15 protein-coding genes are annotated in these 20,987 nt (G+C 68.5%); 10 read left to right on the top strand and 5 right to left on the bottom strand.

The window, feature by feature from the left end; translation table 11 throughout:
- Positions 1-6 precede the first annotated feature (6 nt).
- Entirely contained in the window at positions 7-543 is a 537-nt protein-coding gene (gene fabA / locus KXR53_RS05855; RefSeq protein ID WP_437374160.1) for a 3-hydroxyacyl-[acyl-carrier-protein] dehydratase FabA, read from the bottom strand.
- A 181-nt stretch (positions 544-724) separates the two neighbouring features.
- Here fabA and KXR53_RS05850 point away from each other — a divergent pair, with 181 nt between their 5' ends.
- The 4 genes from KXR53_RS05850 (at position 725) to KXR53_RS05835 (ending at position 6,149) form a co-directional block, all read left to right on the top strand.
- Positions 725-2,422, top strand: coding sequence for a tetratricopeptide repeat protein (locus tag KXR53_RS05850; RefSeq protein ID WP_437374159.1), 1,698 nt, complete (start codon positions 725-727; stop codon positions 2,420-2,422).
- A gap of 2 nt (positions 2,423-2,424) precedes the next feature.
- Positions 2,425-3,288, top strand: coding sequence for a 4-(cytidine 5'-diphospho)-2-C-methyl-D-erythritol kinase (locus KXR53_RS05845; protein ID WP_437374158.1), 864 nt, complete (start codon positions 2,425-2,427; stop codon positions 3,286-3,288).
- 135 nt (positions 3,289-3,423) lie between these two features.
- Positions 3,424-5,034 (top strand): glycosyltransferase family 39 protein, encoded by a 1,611-nt coding sequence (locus KXR53_RS05840; protein WP_437374157.1) that lies wholly within the window; start codon positions 3,424-3,426, stop codon positions 5,032-5,034.
- The gene (locus tag KXR53_RS05835) at positions 5,034-6,149 is read left to right on the top strand and encodes a glycosyltransferase (RefSeq protein ID WP_437374375.1); all 1,116 of its coding nucleotides are present in this window, start codon (positions 5,034-5,036) and stop codon (positions 6,147-6,149) included. The genes KXR53_RS05840 and KXR53_RS05835 overlap by 1 nt, the downstream gene beginning before the upstream one ends.
- Positions 6,150-6,180: 31 nt before the next feature.
- Here the strand turns inward: KXR53_RS05835 and KXR53_RS05830 are convergent, their stop codons facing one another.
- From KXR53_RS05830 to KXR53_RS05820, 3 genes are all read right to left on the bottom strand, one after another.
- The gene (locus KXR53_RS05830; RefSeq protein WP_437374156.1) at positions 6,181-8,415 is read right to left on the bottom strand and encodes an adenylate/guanylate cyclase domain-containing protein; all 2,235 of its coding nucleotides are present in this window, start codon (positions 8,413-8,415) and stop codon (positions 6,181-6,183) included.
- Between the two features lie 11 nt (positions 8,416-8,426).
- A complete protein-coding gene (locus KXR53_RS05825) occupies positions 8,427-10,673 on the bottom strand; it encodes an adenylate/guanylate cyclase domain-containing protein (RefSeq protein ID WP_437374155.1) in 2,247 nt (748 codons plus the stop codon).
- Between the two features lie 205 nt (positions 10,674-10,878).
- Positions 10,879-11,514, bottom strand: a complete 636-nt coding sequence (locus KXR53_RS05820) for a TetR family transcriptional regulator (protein ID WP_026872501.1) — start codon at positions 11,512-11,514, stop codon at positions 10,879-10,881.
- Positions 11,515-12,096: 582 nt separating this feature from the next.
- Between KXR53_RS05820 and KXR53_RS05815 the strand changes: the two genes are divergently transcribed.
- Together KXR53_RS05815 and KXR53_RS05810 are read left to right on the top strand one after the other, a co-directional pair.
- Entirely contained in the window at positions 12,097-13,125 is a 1,029-nt protein-coding gene (locus KXR53_RS05815) for an efflux RND transporter periplasmic adaptor subunit (protein WP_437374154.1), read from the top strand.
- A complete protein-coding gene (locus KXR53_RS05810; RefSeq protein ID WP_437374153.1) occupies positions 13,122-16,268 on the top strand; it encodes an efflux RND transporter permease subunit in 3,147 nt (1,048 codons plus the stop codon). Before KXR53_RS05815 ends, KXR53_RS05810 begins: the two co-directional genes overlap by 4 nt.
- A 121-nt stretch (positions 16,269-16,389) precedes the next feature.
- Here KXR53_RS05810 and KXR53_RS05805 read toward each other — a convergent pair whose 3' ends face one another.
- Positions 16,390-16,947 (bottom strand): ankyrin repeat domain-containing protein, encoded by a 558-nt coding sequence (locus tag KXR53_RS05805; RefSeq protein WP_437374152.1) that lies wholly within the window; start codon positions 16,945-16,947, stop codon positions 16,390-16,392.
- Between the two features lie 151 nt (positions 16,948-17,098).
- Here KXR53_RS05805 and KXR53_RS05800 point away from each other — a divergent pair, with 151 nt between their 5' ends.
- From KXR53_RS05800 to KXR53_RS05785, 4 genes are all read left to right on the top strand, one after another.
- Positions 17,099-17,752, top strand: coding sequence for a peroxiredoxin (locus KXR53_RS05800; protein ID WP_437374151.1), 654 nt, complete (start codon positions 17,099-17,101; stop codon positions 17,750-17,752).
- Between the two features lie 21 nt (positions 17,753-17,773).
- Positions 17,774-18,019: a hypothetical protein gene (locus KXR53_RS05795; RefSeq protein WP_437374150.1), complete on the top strand. Its 246-nt coding sequence runs from the start codon at positions 17,774-17,776 to the stop codon at positions 18,017-18,019.
- A gap of 140 nt (positions 18,020-18,159) precedes the next feature.
- The gene (locus KXR53_RS05790) at positions 18,160-18,765 is read left to right on the top strand and encodes a hypothetical protein (RefSeq protein WP_437374149.1); all 606 of its coding nucleotides are present in this window, start codon (positions 18,160-18,162) and stop codon (positions 18,763-18,765) included.
- 416 nt (positions 18,766-19,181) lie between these two features.
- Positions 19,182-20,978: an ABC transporter ATP-binding protein gene (locus tag KXR53_RS05785; protein WP_437374148.1), complete on the top strand. Its 1,797-nt coding sequence runs from the start codon at positions 19,182-19,184 to the stop codon at positions 20,976-20,978.
- The last annotated feature ends 9 nt before the right edge of the window (positions 20,979-20,987 follow it).

The following is a 20,987-nucleotide window of genomic DNA, read 5'->3' as shown; positions in this document are numbered from 1 at the left end:
GGTTCGTCAGAACGCCTCGGCCGAGGTGAACAGGCCGACCCTGAGATCCTTGGCCTCGAAGATCGTCTTGCCGTCGACGGCGACACTGCCGTCGGCGATGCCCAGCACCAGCTTCCGGTTGATCACCCGCTTCAGGTCCAGGCGGTAGGTCACGAGCCTGGCGTCGGGCAGCACCTGGCCGGTGAACTTGACCTCGCCGGTCGACAGCGCCCGGCCGCGCCCCAGCGCCCCGGTCCAGCCGAGGTAAAAGCCCAAAAGCTGCCACAGGGCATCGAGACCGAGGCAGCCCGGCATCACCGGGTCGGATTCGAAATGGCAGGCGAAGAACCACAGGTCCGGGCGGATGTCGAACTCGGCCACGGCCTCGCCCTTGCCATGGGCGCCGCCGTTGTCGTTGATCGTGGTGATCCGGTCCATCATCAGCATGGGCGGCAGCGGCAGCCGGGCGTTGCCGGGCCCGAACAGCTCGCCATGCGCGCAGGACAGCAGGTCTTCGTAAGTGTAGCTGGATTTACCGGTCACGGCCGCGTTGGCGCCTTCCATGGTCTCACCGACGCGCGCGACTGTAGCGTTTTTTCGTGGGGGCACAAGCCGCGAGTCGGGCGGCGGCAACGGCCATCCGACGTAGATGCGGGCTATAGTCGCGGCGAACAGGCATTGCCTGGGGGCGCCCGGCACCCTAGCTTCGGGGGATCACGGCACCTTTCGGCGGAATTGGACGCGCATGACCGTCTGGCGGACGACCCTTCTGGCCTCCTGTGTCGCGGCAACGGCCCTGCTGCCGCCGGCCGCCGAGGCCGCCACCGATCCGCGCACGGTCTCCGGCGCCTATCTCGCCGGCGGCCATGCGCTGGCCAGCCGCGATCTTGCCTCCGCCGGCCGCTTCTTCAGCCAGGTGCTGGCCGCGGATCCGGACAACCTGGCGCTGCTGCGGCGCAGCTTCACCCTGACCCTCGCCGGCGGCGACGTCGAAGGCGCCGCCAAGCTGGCCCAGCGCCTGGACACGGCGGACACCGCCGACCAGCTGGTCCGCATCACCCTGATCCTGCATGACGCCAAGGCGGGCAAGTGGCGCGAGGCCCTGACCCGGCTCAAGGCGATGGAGGCGGCGGGCACGGCCAAGACGGTGACGCCGATCATCGCCGCCTGGCTCAGGGTCGGCGCCGGCGACGGCAAGGCGGCGCTGTCCAGCCTCGACCCGCTGCTGCAGCCGCCGCGGCCGGATGCGCTGGCGCTGATCCAGAAGGCGCTGCTGCTCGACTATCTCGGCGATCTCGACGACGCGCAGAAGGCCTATGAGGCGCTGGGCGAGATGGGGGGCACCGTGCGGCTGGTCGAGGGGCTGGCCGGCGTCTATCAGCGCCAGGGCCAGCGCGACAAGGCGCGTCAGGTCTATCGCGCCTTCGCCGATCAGAACGGCGACAATCTGCTCCTGGAGCCGGCGGTCCAGCGCCTGGACAAGGGCGAGCGGCCGCAGCCGATCATCGGCAGCCCGGCCGACGGGCTGGCCGAGGCCCTGTTCTACATCGCCAGCGCCGTCAGCCAGGACCGCGAGGCCGAGGGCGGCGACACCGCCCTGATCTACATCCGCCTCGCGCTCTATCTCCGGCCTTCCTTCCCGGTGGCGCAGATCCTGCTGGGCGATGTGCTGGCCGGGCAGGACCAGTACCGGAACGCGATCGCCGCCTATGAGTCGCTGCCGGACGGCACCCCGGCCGGCTGGATGGCGCGGCTGCGCGAGACCCTGGCCTATGAGGGGCTGGAGGAGTTCGACAAGGGCATCGCGCTCGCCTCCGACCTGGTGTCGGAGCGGCCGGACAGCCCGGCCGGCTATCTCCGGCTCGGCGACCTGTACCGGGCGAAGCAGGACTTCGCCTCCGCCGTCGTCGCCTATGACGACGCGGCGCGCCGGCAGAAGCGGCTGGAGGAGGTGGACTGGACCTTCCTCTACCGCCGCGGCATCGCGCTCGAGCGCAGCGGCCGCTTCGACCGGGCGGAGCAGGACCTGCGCCGCGCCATCGGGCTGAACCCGGAGCACGCCAACCTCCTGAACTATCTCGGCTACTCGCTGCTCGACCGCGGCAAGAACCTGAAGGAGGCGGAGGAGCTGATCCGCAAGGCGGTCGACCTGTCGCCGAACGACGGCTACATCATCGACAGCCTGGGTTGGGTCTATTACCGCACCAACCAGATGGACAAGGCGGTGGAGACGCTGGAGAAGGCGATCTCATTGAAGCCCGAGGACCCGACCATCAACGACCATCTCGGCGACGCCTATTGGCGGGTCGGGCGCAAGGTCGAGGCGCGCTATCAGTGGGAGGCGGCGCTGCGCACCACGGAGGGCGATCCGCCGAAGGACAAGATCGAGGCGAAGCTCGCCAATGGCCTGCCGGACACTCCGACGCCCGTGACCTCGAACTGATCGTGACGAAAACCGGCAAGGTCTGGTCCGGCACGGCGCCGGCCAAGGTCAACCTCTATCTCCACGTCGTCGGCTGGCGGGACGACGGCTATCACCTGCTCGACAGCCTGGTCGCCTTCGCCGATGTCGGCGACGTGCTGACCCTGGAGGAGGCGAACGCACCGCGGCTCACTGTCACCGGCCCCTTCGGCGGCGTGATCCCGGCGGGCGAGGACAATCTGGCGCTGCGTGCAGTCCGGCGGCTGGCGGCGGCGGTCGGGCGGCCGGACGGCATTGCCGTCACCCTCGACAAAAGGCTGCCGGTGGCGGCTGGGATCGGCGGCGGTTCGGCTGACGCCGCGGCGGTGCTGCGCGGCCTCGCCACCCTCTGGGATCTGGCGCGGGATGATCCGCGGCTGGCCGACGTCGCGGCCGGGCTCGGCGCCGACGTCCCGGTCTGTCTCGCGGGCCGCACCGCCTGGCTGGGCGGAATCGGCGAGCGGCTCGACCCCGGGCCGGACCTCGCCGGCATGCCGATCCTGCTGGTCAATCCCGGCGTGCCGCTGTCGACCCCCGACGTGTTCCGGGCCCGCAGCGGCGGCTTCTCGGCCGAGGCCCGCTTCGCCGAGGCGCGGCCGACGCCGGAGCGGCTCTGCACCCTTCTGGCCGGGCGCGGCAACGATCTGGCCGCGCCCGCGATGTCGCTGGCGCCCGTGGTCGGCGAGGTGCTGGCGGCGCTGGCGGCGCAGCCCGGCTGCCGCCTGGCCCGGATGTCGGGCAGCGGTGCCACCTGCTTCGGCCTGTTCGACACATCAGCCGCGGCGAAGGCGGCGGAAGCCGCCCTGGCCGGGCGCGGCTGGTGGGCGGCCGCCGCCGCGCTGCTCTAATCCGTCGCGGTGGCCGGAATGATCCGCGCTGGCCGGCCGGGGCCCGTGCTGGTATGAAGCGCGGTCGCGCAGGATCGACCGATCCGCGAGATCGATAGGTGCAGCCCGCCTCGGCGGCGGCTGCTGGGAATGCGGATGACCGACGCTCTTTCCGCCGCGTCTGCCCGGCCCGGATCCACGGGGTCCGCCGGCGGGCTGCGGCTCGGCACCCCCCCGGGGGCGATGTTCTGGCTGATCGTGCTGGGCGGGCTGCTGCGGCTCGCCTTGGCCTGGGCGCTCGGCTACGGCAACGGCGAATCTTATTACGTCGCGACCGCCCGCTTCTTCGCCCTCAGCTATTTCGACCAGCCGCCGCTGTTCCTGTGGATCACCCACGCCATGATCGGCCTCAGCGACGCCGAGCTGTGGCTGCGCCTGCCCTATGTGCTGATGTTCGGGGTCTCGACCTGGCTGATGTACCGGCTGGGGGCTTATCTCTTCGGCGCCTGGGCCGGGGTCTGGGCGGCGCTGCTGCTCAACCTCTCGGCCGTGTTCTTCCTCAGCGTCGGCAGCTGGGTGCAGCCGGACGGGCCGCTGTTCCTGTTCCTCCTGGCGGCCGCCTACTGCACCGCCCGGGTGGTGGTGCCGGAGCCGGAGACGTTGTCGCCCGGCGCCGCCTGGGGCTGGTGGCTCGGCGCCGGGGTCTGCTTCGGCCTGGCGCTGCTGTCGAAATACCACGCCGTGCTGATCATGGCGGGGCTGCTGCTGTTCCTCCTGACCACGCCGGGGCGGCGACGCTGGCTGGCCCATCCGGCGCCGTGGATCGCCGTGGTGATCGCGGTCGCGATCTTCTCACCGGTGCTGATCTGGAACGCCGAGAACCAGTGGGTGTCCTTCCTGTTCCAGGGCGGCCGCAGCGCCGGCGGGCGCATCCGGCTCGACTGGCTGGGCCAGAACATCGCCGGCCAGGCGGTCTGGCTTCTGCCCTGGGTCTGGCTGCCGATGATCTGGGTGTTCGTCGCCGGCCTGTGGCGTGGGCCGAAGGATCTGCGCGGCTGGTTCCTGGTCAGCCTCGCCATCATCCCGATCGTGCTGTTCACCGCCGTGGCCTCCTGGGCCAGGATCGGCGCCCATTTCCACTGGCAGGCGCCGGGCTATCTGCTGCTGTTCCCGCTGCTCGGCGCCGCCACGGCGCGGTGGCTGGCGGCTGGCAGCCGCGCCGCCCGCATCTGGCTCAAGGCCTCGGGCATCGCCACCGTGGCGGTGCTGGTGGTGCTGGGCAGTCACGCGGCCACCGGCTGGATGCGCGCGTTGCCGGGGCTGGGCCCGACCGAGATCTGGGACCCGACGCTGGAAGGCCTGGACTGGACCGATCTCCGCGCGGCGGCGCAGGAGCGGGGCTGGTTCGACCGGCCCGGCCTGTTCGTGGTCGGCACGCAATGGCACCAGACCGGCAAGATCGACGTTCAGCTCGGCGACCGGCTGCCGGTGCTGTGCCTGTGCCAGGATCCGCGCAACCTGGCCTTCGGCTGGAACCAGATGGATTTCGCCGGCCATGACGCGGTGATCATCGGCCAGGACGAGTTCCTGAGGAAGTTCGACGAGCGCTGGCGGCCCTATTTCGCCTCGGTCGAGCCGCAGCCGGACATCATCATCCATCGCGGCGGCCGGGCCGAGCTGACCCTGCACGTCTTCACCGCCCGCGGCTTCAAGGCGCCGTGGCCGCTGCCGCTGCCGCCGAACGCGCCCTGGGTGATGGCCAAGTGATGCGCTACGAACTCGCCGTGGTGGTGCCGACGCTGAACGAGATCGGCAATGTCGGCCGCCTGGTCGAGCTGCTCGACCAGGCGCTCGCCGGGATCGCCTGGGAGGTGATCTTCGTCGACGACGATTCGACCGATGGCACCGCCGAGGCGGTCTACAGGATCGCCGAGACCCGCGACAATGTCCGCTGCCTGAAGCGGATCGGCCGGCGCGGCCTGGCCTCGGCCACGGTCGAGGGCATGATGGCCACCGGCGCGCCTTATCTCGCGGTGATGGACGCCGACCTGCAGCATGACGAGACGCTGCTGCCGAAGATGCTGGAGCGGCTGAAGGCCGACACGCTCGACATCGTCGTCGCCAGCCGTTTCCTGCCGGGCAGCGACCTCGGCAGCTTCTCGGAGAAGCGCGAGCGCCTGTCCGGCCTCGGCATCCGCCTCGCCCGCATGGTGGTGCCACGCGAGCTGAGCGACCCGCTCAGCGGCTTCTTCATGCTGCGCCGGCCGCTGATCGAGGAGGTGGCGGACCGGCTGAATGGGCAGGGCTTCAAGATCCTGCTCGACATCTTCGCCTCGGCCGGGCGCCCGCTGCGCTTCGCCGAGCTGCCTTTCGTCTTCCGCAGCCGGCTCAGCGGCGAAAGCAAGCTGGACTTCGCCGTGAGCCTGGAATTCCTGATGCTGATCTTCGACAAGCTGCTGGGCGGCACCATCCCGGCCCGCTTCATCCTGTTCGTCATGGTCGGGCTGTCCGGCGTGGCGGTGCAGCTCGCCTTCGTCGGGCTGTTCCTGCATGGCTTCGGCTGGGACTTCTACTGGGCCCAGGCGCTGGCGACCGTGGCGGCGATGACCTCGAACTTCGCCCTCAACAACCGCATCACCTACCGCGACAAGCAACTGCACGGCCGCGACTTCCTGCGCGGCCTCCTGTCCTTCTACGCCGCCTGTGCCATCGGCGCCGTCATCAACCTGCAGGTGGCGGAATTCCTGTTCGAACAGCACGTGCCCTGGGCCCTGGCCAGCTTCCTCGGCGCCGCCCTGTCCTCGGTCTGGAACTTCGGCGTCACCTCGACCTTCACCTGGACCAAGCGCCACCGTCCGCGGACCCAGGCGGCCGGAGAGTAGGGTGCCAACCCCATCCCGGCCCGGCGCTCGGTCACTCGACGATCGAAAATTCCCACCGGTTGAACGGGGTCACCGAGATGAATTCGTTCCGCGTCGCGGCAGACCCTTCCGGATTTCGGAAGTAGGTCACGCAAACCGCGCCGGTTTTCTTCCACCAATAGCAGATGACATTCTCGTCGAACCAAGGGGTACTTCCAGCGTCCGACCACGAACCACATGACATGGAAGGAGTCCCGTCCGTGGTCCGTGTGTATGAGCATTCCCGGCCGGAATCAATGTTTCGCGCGAGAGCGGTATGACCGAAGATCAGCGATCTGATCTCCTCTCCGGTCAATCGATCCTTCGACGTCGGATCGTACCCGTATGGGATGTCCGGCACGCCAGCCTTGCGCAGCCCGTCGCGCAGCCGATGGCGATCGGTCGGTGTCGTGAAGGGAAGATTTATCATTGCCGTCATGACGGTCGCGGGGTTCCTGTGCACTTCCCTGGAAAGTTCATCGAGCTCCCCTCGAAGCGCCGCCGCGAGATCGGGGCGGCCGAGATGCCCATAGGCTGCGGCCAGTACGATCCGGCTGTGGAAGCGGCTCCAGAAGGCACCGGATCTGGAGTCGATCCTCATCAGCGAAGCGACCGCAGCATCGAAACGATCCATCGAGAAGGCGGCTAGCCCTTCCAGAAAATATCGCCATTCCTCCGGCCGCGGATCGACGCGGTATGCGGCATCGAGATAGCTCTTCCCATCCGCCGGCCGCCCGCTGAAGATCAATGCCAGGCTCATCTGCAGATAGCTCTCGGGATCGCTCGGATCGAGCGCGATCGCTCGTTCCGCGGCGGCCACGGCCTCCTGAGGCTCCCATCTGTGAATCAGGAGATCGGCGAGAACCTGATAATAGGCCGGTGATGGACGCTTTCCGGCCTCTCGCATGAACCCGTCGATCGTCGAGTAGAATTCATCCGGCACGATTTGCAACGCCTCGTCCATTTCTTGGCCGTGAGCGTTCCAATGCAGCGATGCCAGGCGGGCCCAGCCGCGCCCGAAATTCGGATCGAGTGCGATCGCCTGCTTGTAGTATCCAGCGGCTTTCCCGACAGCGTCCGGAGTACCACGGTATTCCTGTTCCAATCCCCTAAGATAGGCCTCGTACGCGGCTGGCACGCTCGTGCCGCCTGCAGCTTCAGCAGCGCGCGGACCGTCGATCAGCCGCAGCTTCAGCGCCGTGGCGATCTGCTCGATCATCCGGTCCTGGAGCTCGAACACGTCGCTCCAGGCGGCGTCGTAGCGTTCGGCCCAGAGATGGCCGCTGGTCTTGGCGTCAATGAGCTGGGCGTTGATCCGCATGTCGTCGCCGACCCGGCGGATGCTGCCTTCGAGGATGTAGCGGACGCCCAGCTTCGCCGCGACCTGGGCGGGCTCGGCATCCCTTCCCTTGTAGGTGAAGGCGGCGTTGCGGGAGATGACGAACAGGCCGGGAATCCGCGCGAGTTCCGTCGTCAGATCCTCCGTGAGGCCGTCGGCGAGATAGCCCTGCTCTGCATCCGTGCTCAGGTTGCCGAACGGCAGCACGGCGATCGATGGCTTGTCGGGCGAGGAGGCCATGGCGATCGCGGCTTCAGGCTGCGGCTCCCCGGGGCGCCACCATGCGGCCGCTCCTGCGGCGACGATCACGATGACGGCCACTGCCACCGCTGCTGGCCGACGCCATGATCGGATCGGCCGCTCGCCAGCGACGATCGTCTTGCCGGCGGCATCCGGATTCGACAGCACCCGATAGACGCGCACTGGCGCGTCGACATTCTTCACCGGCTTCTCGCCGAGGAAATGGTAGCCGACGTCCAGCTTCGTCCCGACCTGATCGTAAACCGGGCCGGAGATTGCGATCCCGCCCGGATCGGCCAGGCCCTGCAGCCGGTCGGCGATGTTGACGCCGACACCATGAATGTCGTCGCCCTCGACGATGACGTCGCCGAGATTGACGCCGATGCGGTAGACGAGGCGCTCGCGCTCGGGGACCGCGGCGTTGCGCTCCTCCTTGGCGCGCTGCATCTTGACCGCGCATCGCACCGCATCGACCACGCTGTGGAACTCGACCAGCAGCGCATCGCCCATGGTCTTGACCAGTCGGCCGTGGTGCTCGGCGATTTTCGGCTCGAAAACCTCGCGCAGGTCGGCCTGGAAGCGGGCGCGCGTCCCTTCCTCGTCGGCTTGACTATGGCGGCTGTAGCCGACGACATCGGCGATTATGACGGCGGCGAGCCTGCGCTCCATGGCGATCCGTCTCACTCGACGACCGAGAAGTGAATCCGGTCCACATGGGCGATCCACAACAGGTCGTTGCTTCGCCCGACAGCGTCTTCAGGCACCCGGAAGAGAGTGCCGCATCCTCTGCTGCCCGTGGTCGGGTAGCCCCAGCACATGACACGATCGTGAATGCTGACGATGCGCCCCGATTCCGACGAGGCGCTGGCAGCGCGGCTGTCGCTCAAGAACATGAAGGACCCATCCGATGCAAAGGTGAGAATCCAGGACGCGCCGGAATCGACGTCGTACCCATGGAGTGTATGGCCGAAGAGCGCGGACTCGATCTCGTCGTCCGACAGCCGGTCCTTCGACATCGGGTCGTAGCCGAATGGCAGCTCCGGCACGCCGACTTTGCGCAGGCCGCTGCCGAGACGTTCGGCATCGACGCGCTCCTTGAACGGGAACCGCACATTCGCCAGCAGCAGCGTCCATGCAGGATGGCCGGTCTTGGCCGCCAACGCATCCAGCTTCACGCGGAGCGATCCGGCGTCCCGGCCAAGATGGCCATATGCGGCGGCGAGGAGCGCTGCGGACCAATCATCCTCGGGGTGAGCGGCGACCCGCTTCTCCAGGGTTGCCGCGGCTTCCTCGAAGCGGCCGGCACAAAATTGCGTGAACCCGATGTCAGCGCCAAGCCATGCCGACGCGCGAGGGTCGAGGCGCAGGGCCGCATCGATGGAGCGCTGCGCGTCTGTCGGCCGGCCCGCCAGATTCATCGCGTACGCCATCCACACATACGTCTCGTAGTCGCTGGGGTTGAGCGCGATGGCGTGCTCGAGGTCGGCGATGGCCTCGTCGTGCTGCTCGACATTCAGGAGCAGATCCGCCTTGATCCGGAAGGCTCGCGGCGACGGGTGCTTCATGGCCTCCTGCAGATGTGCCACCATCCTGGCCCGCGTGTCCGCATAGGAGGAAGCGCCCACGGCTCGCTCCCATTCGCTCGATGTGCCGGCGCGTTTGTAGATCTGTGCGAGCGCAGCATGGGCTTCGCCATAGTTCGGATCGAGCAGGATCGCCTTCTCCAGATGCGGAACCGCCTTCGCCAGATCGGCCGGTGTATCGCGCCGAATGAGCTCGAGGCCCTGCAGGAACGCGTCATAGGCGGCAGGACTATCCGTGCCTCCCGCCGCGTGCTCCGTTCCCTTGGCGGGCGCCAGCCGCAGCTCCAGTGAATTGACGACGCTCCGGATGACGTCGTCCTGCAGCGAGAACACGTCGGTCCAGGCGCCCTCGAAACGCTCGGCCCATTTGTGCAGGCCCGTTGTGGCATCGATCAGCTGGGCGTTGATCCGCAGTTCATCGCCGACGCGCCGCACGCTTCCCGCCAGGATGTAGCGGACCCTCAACTCGGCCGCGACCTGTGCCGGGGCGACATTCCTGTCCTTGTACTGGAATGCGGCATTGCGCGAGATCACGAGCAGACCGGGGACACGCGCCAGATCGGTCGTCATGTCTTCCGTGAGGCCGTCGGCGAGATAGCCCTGCTCGGCATCACCGCTCATATTCGCGAACGGCAGCACGGCGATGGACGGCCTGTCGGACAGAGGGAGCACGGAGCTCGCAGCCGCTGCGGTCTCGGGCCCCGGCCGCCACGGCTGCCAGACGGCCACGCCCAGGACGGCGGCGCACGCCAGCGCCACTGCGGCCGCCGCCAGGAGCCGCCGCCGGGCAGACCATCCTGCGGTGTCGATGGTCCTGCCGGCGTGCTTCGGGTCCATCAGCACCCGGTAGACCCGCACCGGCTCGACGATGTTCTTGACCCGCTGATCGCCCAGGAATCCGAAGCCGATGGAGAGTTTCGCCTTGACGTGGTCGTAGGCGGTGCCGGCGACGGCGATGCCGCCCGGATCGGCCAGTCCCTGCAGCCGGTCGGCGATGTTGACGCCGTCGCCATGGATGTCGTCGCCCTCGACGATGACGTCGCCGAGATTGACGCCGATGCGGTAGACGAGGCGCTCGCGCTCGGGGACCGCGGCGTTGCGCTCCTTCTTGTTGCGCTGCATCTCGACCGCGCATCGCACCGCATCGACCACGCTGTGGAACTCGACCAGCAGCGCATCGCCCATGGTCTTGACCAGCCGGCCGTGGTGCCTGGCGATCTGTGGCTCGAAGACCTCGTGCAGGTCGGCCTGGAACCGGGCGCGCGTCCCTTCCTCGTCGGCTTGACTGTGGCGGCTGTAGCCGACGACATCGGCGATCATGACGGCGGCGAGCCTGCGCTCCATGCCACCTGTCCCGCACTGACCAGGAGATGAGCCTCAGGTCAGGTACCCGCGAGTATGGCTTGCGCCGTCAGACGGGGAAATCCGGTTTTGTTTCCTGGCCGCGCACTCCTCGCCGTCGTGCGCGCAGCCAGGGCCGGGCTTCGGGTGCTTCTCCGTCGTCGCGACGGTTCGGGTGCCGGCAGATCCGAATCGTCGAGACGAGGCCTCAGCAGACCGCCGGCTCCGTCTCCCGGCGGAAGGCGCGGAACAGCTCGCCGACGCTGCGGGTGCCGGTCTCGACCAGGTCGAAGCGGCGGCCGAAGCGGATCCAGTCGACCATCAGCCCGACCATCAGGCAGGTCAGGGTGCTGGCCGCCACCTCGGGCGGCCAGGCCGGGTTCAGCTGCCCCGATTCCTGCGCCTTGGTGAAGGCCCGGTTCATCGTCGCGCGCATGTGGTCGTGCGCCTCGCGCTGGCGCGCCAGCGCCGCCAGCATCTCGCCGACATATTCGCAGCGGCAGGTCAGGATGGTGAAGACGCGCTGGCGCTGCTCGTCCTCGGTCAGGGCGACGAAGCACTCCATCATCGCCTGCTCGATCAGGCCCAGCGGGTCGGGATGGCCGTCGGCCACCGCCCGCTCGACGATGTCCTCCGCCGGCAGCTTCACCCGCTCGTGCAGCGCCTCGAACAGCTCGACCTTGTTCTTGAAGTGCCAGTAGATGGCGCCCCGGGTCACCCCGGCGGCATTGGCGATCAGCTCCAGCGAGGTGCGCGACACCCCGTCGACGAAGAACAGCCGCTCCGCAGCGTCCAGGATCTTCTGCCGGGTCTCCTCAGCCTCGGCCTTGGTGCGGCGTGCCATGTTTCTTCTCCTCTCCCCCTTTTTCCTCTTTACATACGTGCAAGTATGTATATAAGACCGTCCAAGCGCAGCGGTCCAGCTGGACTTGGCCGTTGTGCAGTGCGAGAATTCCGGCAGCGGGAAGGGGTTGTCGTGAACTCAGCCATTCCGGATTCGGGGCGCCGTCCGGCGCGATGTCGCCCCCTGCGGGATCGGCTGCCGCTCCTCACCCGATAGACGGTGTCGTTGCGTCCGCTCGGCGTCCGCCGTTGCTCCGGCGATGAAGGGCAGGCATTCTGGGGAAGTGCCGACATGGCAGCGTGGGGGCCGAATGGTGGATTGCGGGAGCGGTTCATGCTCTCCATACATACATTCGGGAATGTATATAAATCAATCCCGCACTGCGCTCTGCTGGTGGAATATATTGTGCAGTGCAAAAAACTCTCAGGCAAAGGGGCGGTCACCGTGAGCAAGTCGTCTTCACTTCGCGCCGTCGCGTTGGCCCTTACCGTGGCCGCCGCGCCGATTCTCGCATCTTGCAACGAAAATGCCGGTGAAGCCCAGGCCCAGACGCAATCCGCGCCCCCGCCGCCGGAGGTGACGGTGCAGGAGGTGTCGGCCGGGCCCGTGCCGCTGACCTACACCTATGCCGGCCGCGTCTCGGCCTTCCGCGAGATCGAGGTGCGCGCCCGCGTCGGCGGCATCCTCCTGAAGCGCGAATACACCGAGGGCGCGCGGGTGACCGAGGGGCAGGAGCTGTTCCGCATCGACCCCGCGACCTACGAGGCCGAGGTGGCGCGCGCCAAGGCGCAGCTGCAGCAGGCCCAGGCCCAGCTCGCCAACGACCGCGTCAATGCCGAGCGCGCCGCCCGTCTGTTCGCCAGCCGCGCCGGCTCGGAGAAGGACCGCGACGACACCGCGGCCCAGGTCCGCACCGACGAGGCGGCGGTGGCCGCGGCCGAGGCGCAGCTCAAGGCGGCGCAGCTCAACCTCGACTACACGACGGTGACGGCGCCGCTCGGCGGCATGACCAGCATCGAGGAGGTGCCGGAGGGCAGCCTGATCAGCGTCAACGGCCTGTTGACCCGGATCACCCAGCTCGACCCCGCCTATGTCACCTTCTCCTTCAGCGACGCCGACTTCGCCGAGATCCGGCGGCTGCTCGACCAGGGCAAGGTCGACGGGCCGCAGGACCGCCGCTTCCCGGTGACGGTGAAGCTGGGCGACGGGCGGGTCTACGACCAGGGCGGCACCATCAACTTCACCGACAGCATCGTCGACGGCGCGACCGGCACGGTCCGTGCCCGCGCGGTGCTGCCGAACGCCCAGGGCCTGTTGATGCCGAACCAGTTCGTCCGGGTCACCGTCGGCGGCCTGACGCTGAAGCAGGGCATCGTGGTGCCGCAGGTGGCGGTGATGCAGGGCCCGCAGGGGCCGTTCGTCTACGCCCTGGGCGAGGGCGACAAGGCCGAGGCGCGGCCGCTGACGCTCGGCCGCGAGGTCGAGGGCGGCTGGCTGGTCGAGAGCGGCCTCAAGGGCGGTGAGCGGATCATCACCGAGGGCGTCATCAAGGTCCAGCCGGGCAGCCCGGTGCGGCCGTCGGCCGCCAAGGTCGCGCAGGTGACCCCGTGATCTCCCGCTTCTTCATCGACCGGCCGGTCTTCGCGGCCGTTCTCTCGATCGTCATCACCCTGGCCGGGCTGGTGGCGATGCGCGTGCTGCCGATCGCGCAGTATCCGGAGATCGTGCCGCCCGAGGTGTCGGTCACCGCGACCTATTCCGGCGCCAGCGCCGAGACCGTGGCCCAGACCGTGGCGGCGCCGCTCGAGCAGCAGATCAACGGCGTCGACGACATGCTGTACATGCGGTCGACGAACACCGGCGACGGCACCATGACGCTGACCGTCACCTTCAAGATCGGCACCGATCCCGATCAGGCGACGATCAACGTCAACAACCGCGTCCAGCGCGTGCTGCCGACCCTGCCGCAGGAGGTGCAGCGCACCGGCGTCCGCGTCGACAAGCGCTCCAGCTCGATCCTGCAGGCCGTGATCCTGCACGACGAGAGCGGGAAGTACGACCCGATCTACCTGAACAACTACGCGCTGCTGAATGTCATCGACGACCTCAAGCGCGTGCCCGGCGTCGGCGACGCCTCGCTGTTCGGCGCCGGCAAGGACTATTCGATGCGGATCTGGCTGCGGCCGGACAAGCTGGCGCAGTACGACCTGACGCCGAGCGACGTCGCCGCCGCGATCCGGGAGCAGAACGCCCAGTTCGCCGCCGGCCGCTTCGGCGAGGAGCCGGACGCGAACGGCCTCGCCTTCACCTATTCGGCGACGACCGACGGCCGCCTGCCGAACGCCGAGGCCTTCGAGAACATCATCCTGAAGTCCGACAGCAACGCGGCGACGCTGCGGCTGAAGGACGTGGCGCGGGTCGAGCTCGGCGCCCAGGCCTACAACTCCGCCGCCAATTACAACGGCAAGCCGGCCGCCGCGATCGGCATCTACCTGCAGCCCGGCGCCAACGCGCTGGAGACGGCGGAGGGGGTGAAGGCGCGGATGGAGGAGCTGAAGCAGGCCTTCCCCGACGGCATCACCTACGCCATCCCTTACGACACCACCCGTTTCGTCCAGGTCTCGATCGACGAGGTGATCAAGACCTTCATCGAGGCGATGGTGCTGGTCGTGCTGGTGGTCTTCGTCTTCCTGCAGAATGTGCGGGCGACGCTGATCCCGGTGATCGCCGTGCCGATCTCGATCCTCGGCACCTTCGCCGGCATGTACATGCTCGGCTTCTCGATCAACCTGCTGACCCTGTTCGGCCTGATCCTCGCCATCGGCATCGTCGTCGACGACGCGATCGTCGTGCTCGAGAATGTCGAGCGCATCATGCGCACCGAGAAGCTGCCGCCGAAGGAGGCGGCGCGGAAGGCGATGGACGAGGTGTCGGGCCCGGTCATCGCCATCGTGCTGGTGCTCTGCGCCGTGTTCGTGCCGGTCGCCTTCATGGGCGGCCTCGCGGGCGAGATGTACCGCCAGTTCGCGGTCACCATCGCGGTGTCGGTCACCATCTCCGGCATCGTCGCGCTGACCCTGACCCCGGCGCTCTGCGCCCTGATCCTGAAGCCCGGCCATCACGAACCGGCCCTGCCGTTCCGCTGGTTCAACCGGGTGTTCGACGGGATCACCGCGACCTACACCGCCGGCGTGCGCTTCTTCCTCAAGCGCTTCGCCATCGGCCTCTTGCTCTTCGCCGGCTTTGCCGGCGTGGCGGGCTACCTGTTCCTGAAGATCCCGGGCTCGCTGGTGCCGGACGAGGACCAGGGTTACCTGATCGTCGCCGCCTTCCTGCCGCCCGCCGCCTCGCTGGAGCGGACGGAGAAGGCGCTGGCCGAGGCGACGCAGAACATCCTGAAGCACCCGGCGGTCAGCGAAAGCATCGACGTGCCCGGCTTCGACCTGCTGTCGGCGGCGCAGAAGACCTATGGCGGCGTCGTCTTCGTGCCGCTCAAGAACTGGTCGCAGCGCACCGACCCGGCGCTGGATGCGCGCAACCTGCCGGGCCCCTTCATGGGCATGAACGCCGGCATCAAGGATGCGATGGTGCTGGCCTTCAACCCGCCGCCGATCATGGGCATGAGCACGACCGGCGGCTTCGAGGCCTATGTTCAGGACCGCACCGGCGCTGGCTATCCGGCCCTGGCCCAGGTGACGCAGCGGCTGGTCGAGGCTGCGGCGAAGCGGCCGGACCTGGCGGGGGTGCGGTCGATGTTCAACATCGCCATCCCGCAATACAAGCTCGACGTCGACCGCGAGAAGGCGCGGGCGCTGGGCGTGCCGATCTCATCGATCTTCGACGCGATGCAGGCCACCTTCGGCAGCCTCTACGTCAACGACTTCACCCTCTACGGCCGCAACTACCGCGTCAGCCTGGCCTCGGAAGGCAACTTCCGCCAGCGGCCGGAGGACCTGAAGCAGGTCTTCGTCCGCGCCGACAGCGGCGCCATGATCCCGATCGACGCGCTGGTGAAGGCCCGCCGGATCACCGGCCCCGACCAGGTCGAGCGCTTCAACATCTTCCCGGCGGCGAAGATCATGGGCGGCCCGGCCCCGGGCTTCTCCTCGGGCCAGGCGATCGCGGCGATGGAGCAGCTGGCCAAGGAGGTGCTGCCCCAGGGCTATGCCCTGGCCTGGACCGGCTCCGCCTTCCAGGAGCAGTCGGCCGGCGGCTCCGGCAACCAGGCGCTGCTGTTCGGCCTCGTCATGGTCTTCCTGATCCTGGCGGCGCAGTACGAGCGCTGGTCGCTGCCGATCGCGGTGCTGACGGCCGTGCCCTTCGCCCTGTTCGGGGCGCTGGTCGCGGTGTGGCTGCGTGGGCTGCAGAACGACGTCTACTTCCAGATCGGCCTCGTCACCCTGATCGGCCTCGCCGCCAAGAACGCGATCCTGATCGTCGAGTTCGCGGTGCTGAAGCGCGAGGAGGGGATGAGCGCGGTCGAGGCGGCGTTGGAGGCGGCGAAGCTGCGCTTCCGGCCGATCGTGATGACCTCGCTGGCCTTCATCCTGGGCTGTCTGCCGCTGGCGATCGCCAGCGGTGCCGGCTCGGCCAGCCGCCATTCGATCGGCACCGGGGTGATCGGCGGCATGCTCGCCGCCACCGTCATCGCCACCTTCTTCATCCCGATGTTCTACCGGCTGATCGCCTGGCGCGATCGCAAGAAGCCGGCCACCGAAGCGGGTCCCGCCTTCCCCCAGGCGGAGCACCCGTGAGACGGGGCCGCCCCACGGCCCCGCCTCGGTCCCGGTCGTCATTGCTGCCCCTCGACGACCGGGACTCCTAACTGGACGGGGCGCGGACCGCAACCGCGCCCCGTCCGTCGCATCCTGTCAGTCAGTCCGACACGCCCGCCTTGCGCAGCCGCGCCGCGACCGACCGGGACCGGCTGGTCTCCGCCCAGCCCAGGGCGGAGCGGCCGGTGAAGTCGCGCAGCTGCGGGTTGGCGCCGCCCGCCAGCAGCGCCTCCACCACCGGCAGGCTGCCGCTGCGGGCGGCCGCCATCAGCGGCGTGATGCCCTGCCGGTTGGCGCGGTTCGGGTTGGCCTTGCCGTCCAGCAGCGCGCGGACGACACCGGTGTCGCCGGTGTCTGCCGCCCAGAACAGCGGCGTGTTGCCCAGGGAATCGGGCTGGTCCGGCTGGGCGCCGAAGCGCAGCAGCTCGCGTACCAGCGCCGCACGGCCGTCGCGGGCGGCGATCACCAGCGGGGTGCGGCCGTTGAGGTCGGTCGCATTGGGCGACGCCCCGCTCAGCAGAAGCGTGCGGACCTGATCGAGATCGTTGGCGTCGACCGCCCGGATCAGCTCCGGGGCCCGGCGCAGCACGTCGATCTCGGCTGCAGCCGGGCCGCTGAGGGCGAGAAGCAGTGCCGCGGCCGCCGCGATGCGTCTCATCTCCGATCCTCCGGCAGGCCCGCCGGCCCGGCGGGCTCGGGCGCGAGCTTATACCGCGGTCCACAGCCGGGCCAGCCGGTTGGCCACCGCGGCGAAGCTGGACTATCCTGTAACGTCGCCGACGCTATCGACGTCACCAATGGGTCCCGCCATGACCGAATCATCCCCTCTGCCCAGCCTGCCCCGCCTCGGGCAGGTGGCTCCGCCCTTCGAAGCCGAGACCACGCATGGGCGCCTCGCGCTCGAGGATTTCCGCGGCAGCTGGGTCGTGTTCTTCTCGCACCCGGCCGACTTCACTCCGGTCTGCACCACCGAATTCGTCGCCTTCGCCCGGATCGCCCCAGCGCTGAAGGAGCGCGGAGTCGAGCTGCTCGGCCTGTCGATCGACAGCATCTACGCCCATCTCGCCTGGACCAAGCGGATCGAGGAGCTGTTCGGCACCCGGATCCCATTCCCGGTGATCGCCGACAGCGACCGCAAGGTGGCGACGCTGTACGGCATGATCATGCCGGAGCAGTCGGGCACCGAGACCAGCCGCTGCGTCTTCGTCATCGACCCGGCCGGGGTGGTGCGGGCGATGATCTATTATCCGCTGACCACCGGCCGGAATATCGACGAGATCCTGCGCCTGATCGACGCGCTGCAGACCACCGACGAGCACAAGGTCGCGACGCCCGCCGACTGGCGCCCTGGCGACAAGGTGATCGTGCCGGCGCCGCGGACGATCGAGGATGCCGAGGCCCGGGCCAAGGGCGGCTACGACTACACCGACTGGTGGTACTGCCAGACCGAGGTGAAGGGCTGACCCGCCCACCGCATTGATATCATGGCCTGTATCAATCCCGACGGCACGCTGACCGAGGTGGCGAAGCGCAGCCTCACCTTGCTCGCCGTCCCGCACACCGCGGCGCAGCTGGCCGAGGCCGCCGGCCTGCCGGTCTGGCGGGTGCGCGCCACGCTGCGCGAGACCAGCCGGGCGAAGCTGATCGCCTGCCTCAACCCGGACGCCGACGACCCGTCCTGGCAGCTCACGGAACTCGGCCACGAAGCCCTGGAACTGAGCCGGGATTGATCGCGCTTTACTGATGCATCACAATGGGATAAGGGTCTCCCTTGAAGCACCATATGAGCTGGGTCGTATTTCGGATTCTGTCGGCGGGGCTTCTGCGCTAAAGTGCGGGCGATGGATCTGCGGGGGTACCGATGAGGATGATGAAGGGTTTTGTCGCGGCCGCGTTGGCCGCCACGGCGCTGGCGGCCTGCCAGGAGGCGCCGCCGAAGCCGCAGACGGGGGGGCTCTTCCCCGACGTCGGCAACTACCAGCCGGTGAACCTGCCGGCGAAGGCGCAGCTGACGCCGACCGAGGTGCGCTACGACCTGCTGATCAAGCTGCAGACCGAGATGATGGTCACCGGCCTGAGCTGCAAGGAAGAATACAACGATCCGGCCATCTGGCGCGCCTTCAATCAGTGGACGGTCAACAACGACGACCGGATCCTGGATACTCAGGACAAGCTGGGCAAGCTGTTGGCCAAGTACAACAAGGGCAACGGCGCGCGTCTGTTCGACACCTATCGCACCAAGATGGCGAATGACGAATCCCAGCGCATGCAGCGGATGACCCAGGTGGCCTATTGCCTGGCGCGCAAGGACCAGTTCGCCGAGGTGGTCAAGTACACCCCGCAGCAGCTGGACGAGTATCTGAGCAAGTCCTACGAGCTGCTGCACGCGCGCTACAACGAGGCCGGGAAGACGCAGACCGCGGCGGCGCCGGCCGACAAGGCGGCGGCCCCGGCCCAGAAGCCGAAGAAGCCGTAAGGTCCAGCTTCTCTTTTGCCGATCCATCCGGAAAGGGCCGCGCGAGCGGCCCTTTTTGTCTCCGGCGGGTGTGTGTTCCCATCACGGCTTGCCGAAACATTCTGTCGCTGGTATCAAGGTCGTCCTGCCCGTCGCGGCGGGTTGAACGGCATCCACGAAACGGCAGAGGGGGAGTTGCAGTGACATCGCCACGCATCGTCAGCTCCCCGGACCTCCGTCATTAGGTAGGTCCGCCTCCGCGCCCCCGGCTGGTCTGGCCCCGGGGGCCGCCGGACCCTCGCCGAGGACGCGCCGATACAGCCGGGCGTCCCATCCCGAAACCCTCAGATCGCCGTCGGCGCCGGGCCCCGAGCCCTCGCCGACTCGCCTGAACCGTTCAGCCGGGAGGACACCGTTTCGGCGGTGTCGGAACGACCGTGGCGCTAGACCAGACCACCCACCAGAATCCTCTGCTGCGCGTGCTGCGCTTCAGCTTCGGCCATTGGCGCCGTCATCCGCTGCCGGTCGCGCTCGCAGTCGGCGGCGTGCTGGCGTCGACCGCGATCGACGTCGTGCTGCCGGTCTTCGCCGGCCGCATGGTCGACGCCATCGCCTCCGGCCCCGGCGGCTACGATACGGCCCTCCGGGCGCTGCTGACCATCGTCGGGCTCGGCATCGTCTATGTGGCGCTGCGCGACCAGGTGTTCCGCGCCATCATACGGCTGACCACCCGGATCATGCAGGCGATGACGCAGGAGGCGTTCTGGCGCGTCCAGCGCTTCTCCACCGATTGGCACGCCAACAGCTTCGCCGGATCCACGGTGCGCAAGATCAGCCGCGGCACCTGGGCGATGGATCTGCTGAACGACGTGATCCTGGTCGAGCTGCTGCCCTCCATCCTCGTCCTGCTCGGCGCCACCGCCCTGCTGGCGGCGCGCTGGCCGCTGATGGGGGCGGCGGTGGCGGTGGGCGTCGCCTTGTTCCTGCTGGTCAGCCTGGTCCTGGTGCTGCGCTACGTCGCCCCGGTGGCGCGGCTGGCCAATGAGATGGATTCGAAGCTGGGCGGCAACCTGGCCGATTCGATCGGCTGCAACGCCGTGGTGAAGACCTTCGGGGCGGAGCGGCGCGAGGACGCTTTCATCGCCCGCACGGTCGAGATCTGGCGCCAGCGCACCAGCCGCACCTGGCACCGCGGCACCAACTCCGGCACCACCCAGAACCTGATCATGGTGGCGCTGAACGGCATGGTGCTGGGCATCGGCCTGTGGCTGTGGCAGCGCGGCCTGGCGACGCCGGGCGACATCACCTATGTCCTCGGCACCTACGCTCTGATCCACGGCTACCTGCGCGGCGTCGGCATGCATGTCCGCAACCTGCAGCGCGCGGTCAACGACATGGAGGAACTGGTCGACTTCATGGACCAGCCGCTCGGGGTGGAGGACCGGCCGGGCGCGTCTGCGATCAAGGTCGAGGCCGGCCGGATCGACTTCGACGCCGTCACCTTCCGCTACCAGGGCCAGCAGCAGCCGATCTATGACGGCTTCACCCTGACCATCGCCCCGGGCGAGCGGATCGGGCTGGTCGGCCATTCCGGCAGCGGCAAGAGCACCTTCGTCAAGCTGGTGCAGCGCCTTTACGATCTGAACGGCGGCGCCATCCGCATCGACAGCCAGGACGTCGCCGAGGTGACGCAGGAGAGCCTGCGCCGCCAGATCGCGCTGGTGCCGCAGGAGCCGGTGCTGTTCCACCGTACCCTGGCGGAGAACATCGCCTACGGCCGGCCCGACGCGACGATGGAGCAGATCGTCGAGGCGGCGAAGCAGGCCTATGCCCACGACTTCATCTCCCGCCTGCCGCAGGGCTACGACACGCTGGTCGGTGAGCGCGGGGTGAAGCTGTCGGGCGGCGAGCGCCAGCGCGTGGCCTTGGCCCGCGCCATCCTGGCCGACGCTCCGGTGCTGATCCTGGACGAGGCGACGTCCAGCCTGGACAGCGTGTCGGAATCGCTGATCCAGCAGGCGGTGGAGAAGCTGATCGTGGGCCGCACCACGATCATCGTCGCGCACCGGCTGTCGACCGTGCAGAAGGTCGACCGCATCCTGGTGTTCGACCGCGGCCGGATCGTCGAGCAGGGCACCCATGCCGAGCTGGTGAAGCGCGAGGGCGGCCACTACCGCACCCTGTTCGAGCACCAGGCGATGGGGCTGATCGATGGGGAGGAGGAGGCGGCGTAACGCCGCCTC

Source organism: Inquilinus limosus, from assembly GCF_051487185.1.
In the GTDB taxonomy this organism is placed as follows: domain Bacteria; phylum Pseudomonadota; class Alphaproteobacteria; order DSM-16000; family Inquilinaceae; genus Inquilinus; species Inquilinus limosus_F.
This window is presented reverse-complemented; position numbering and strand designations above follow the sequence as displayed.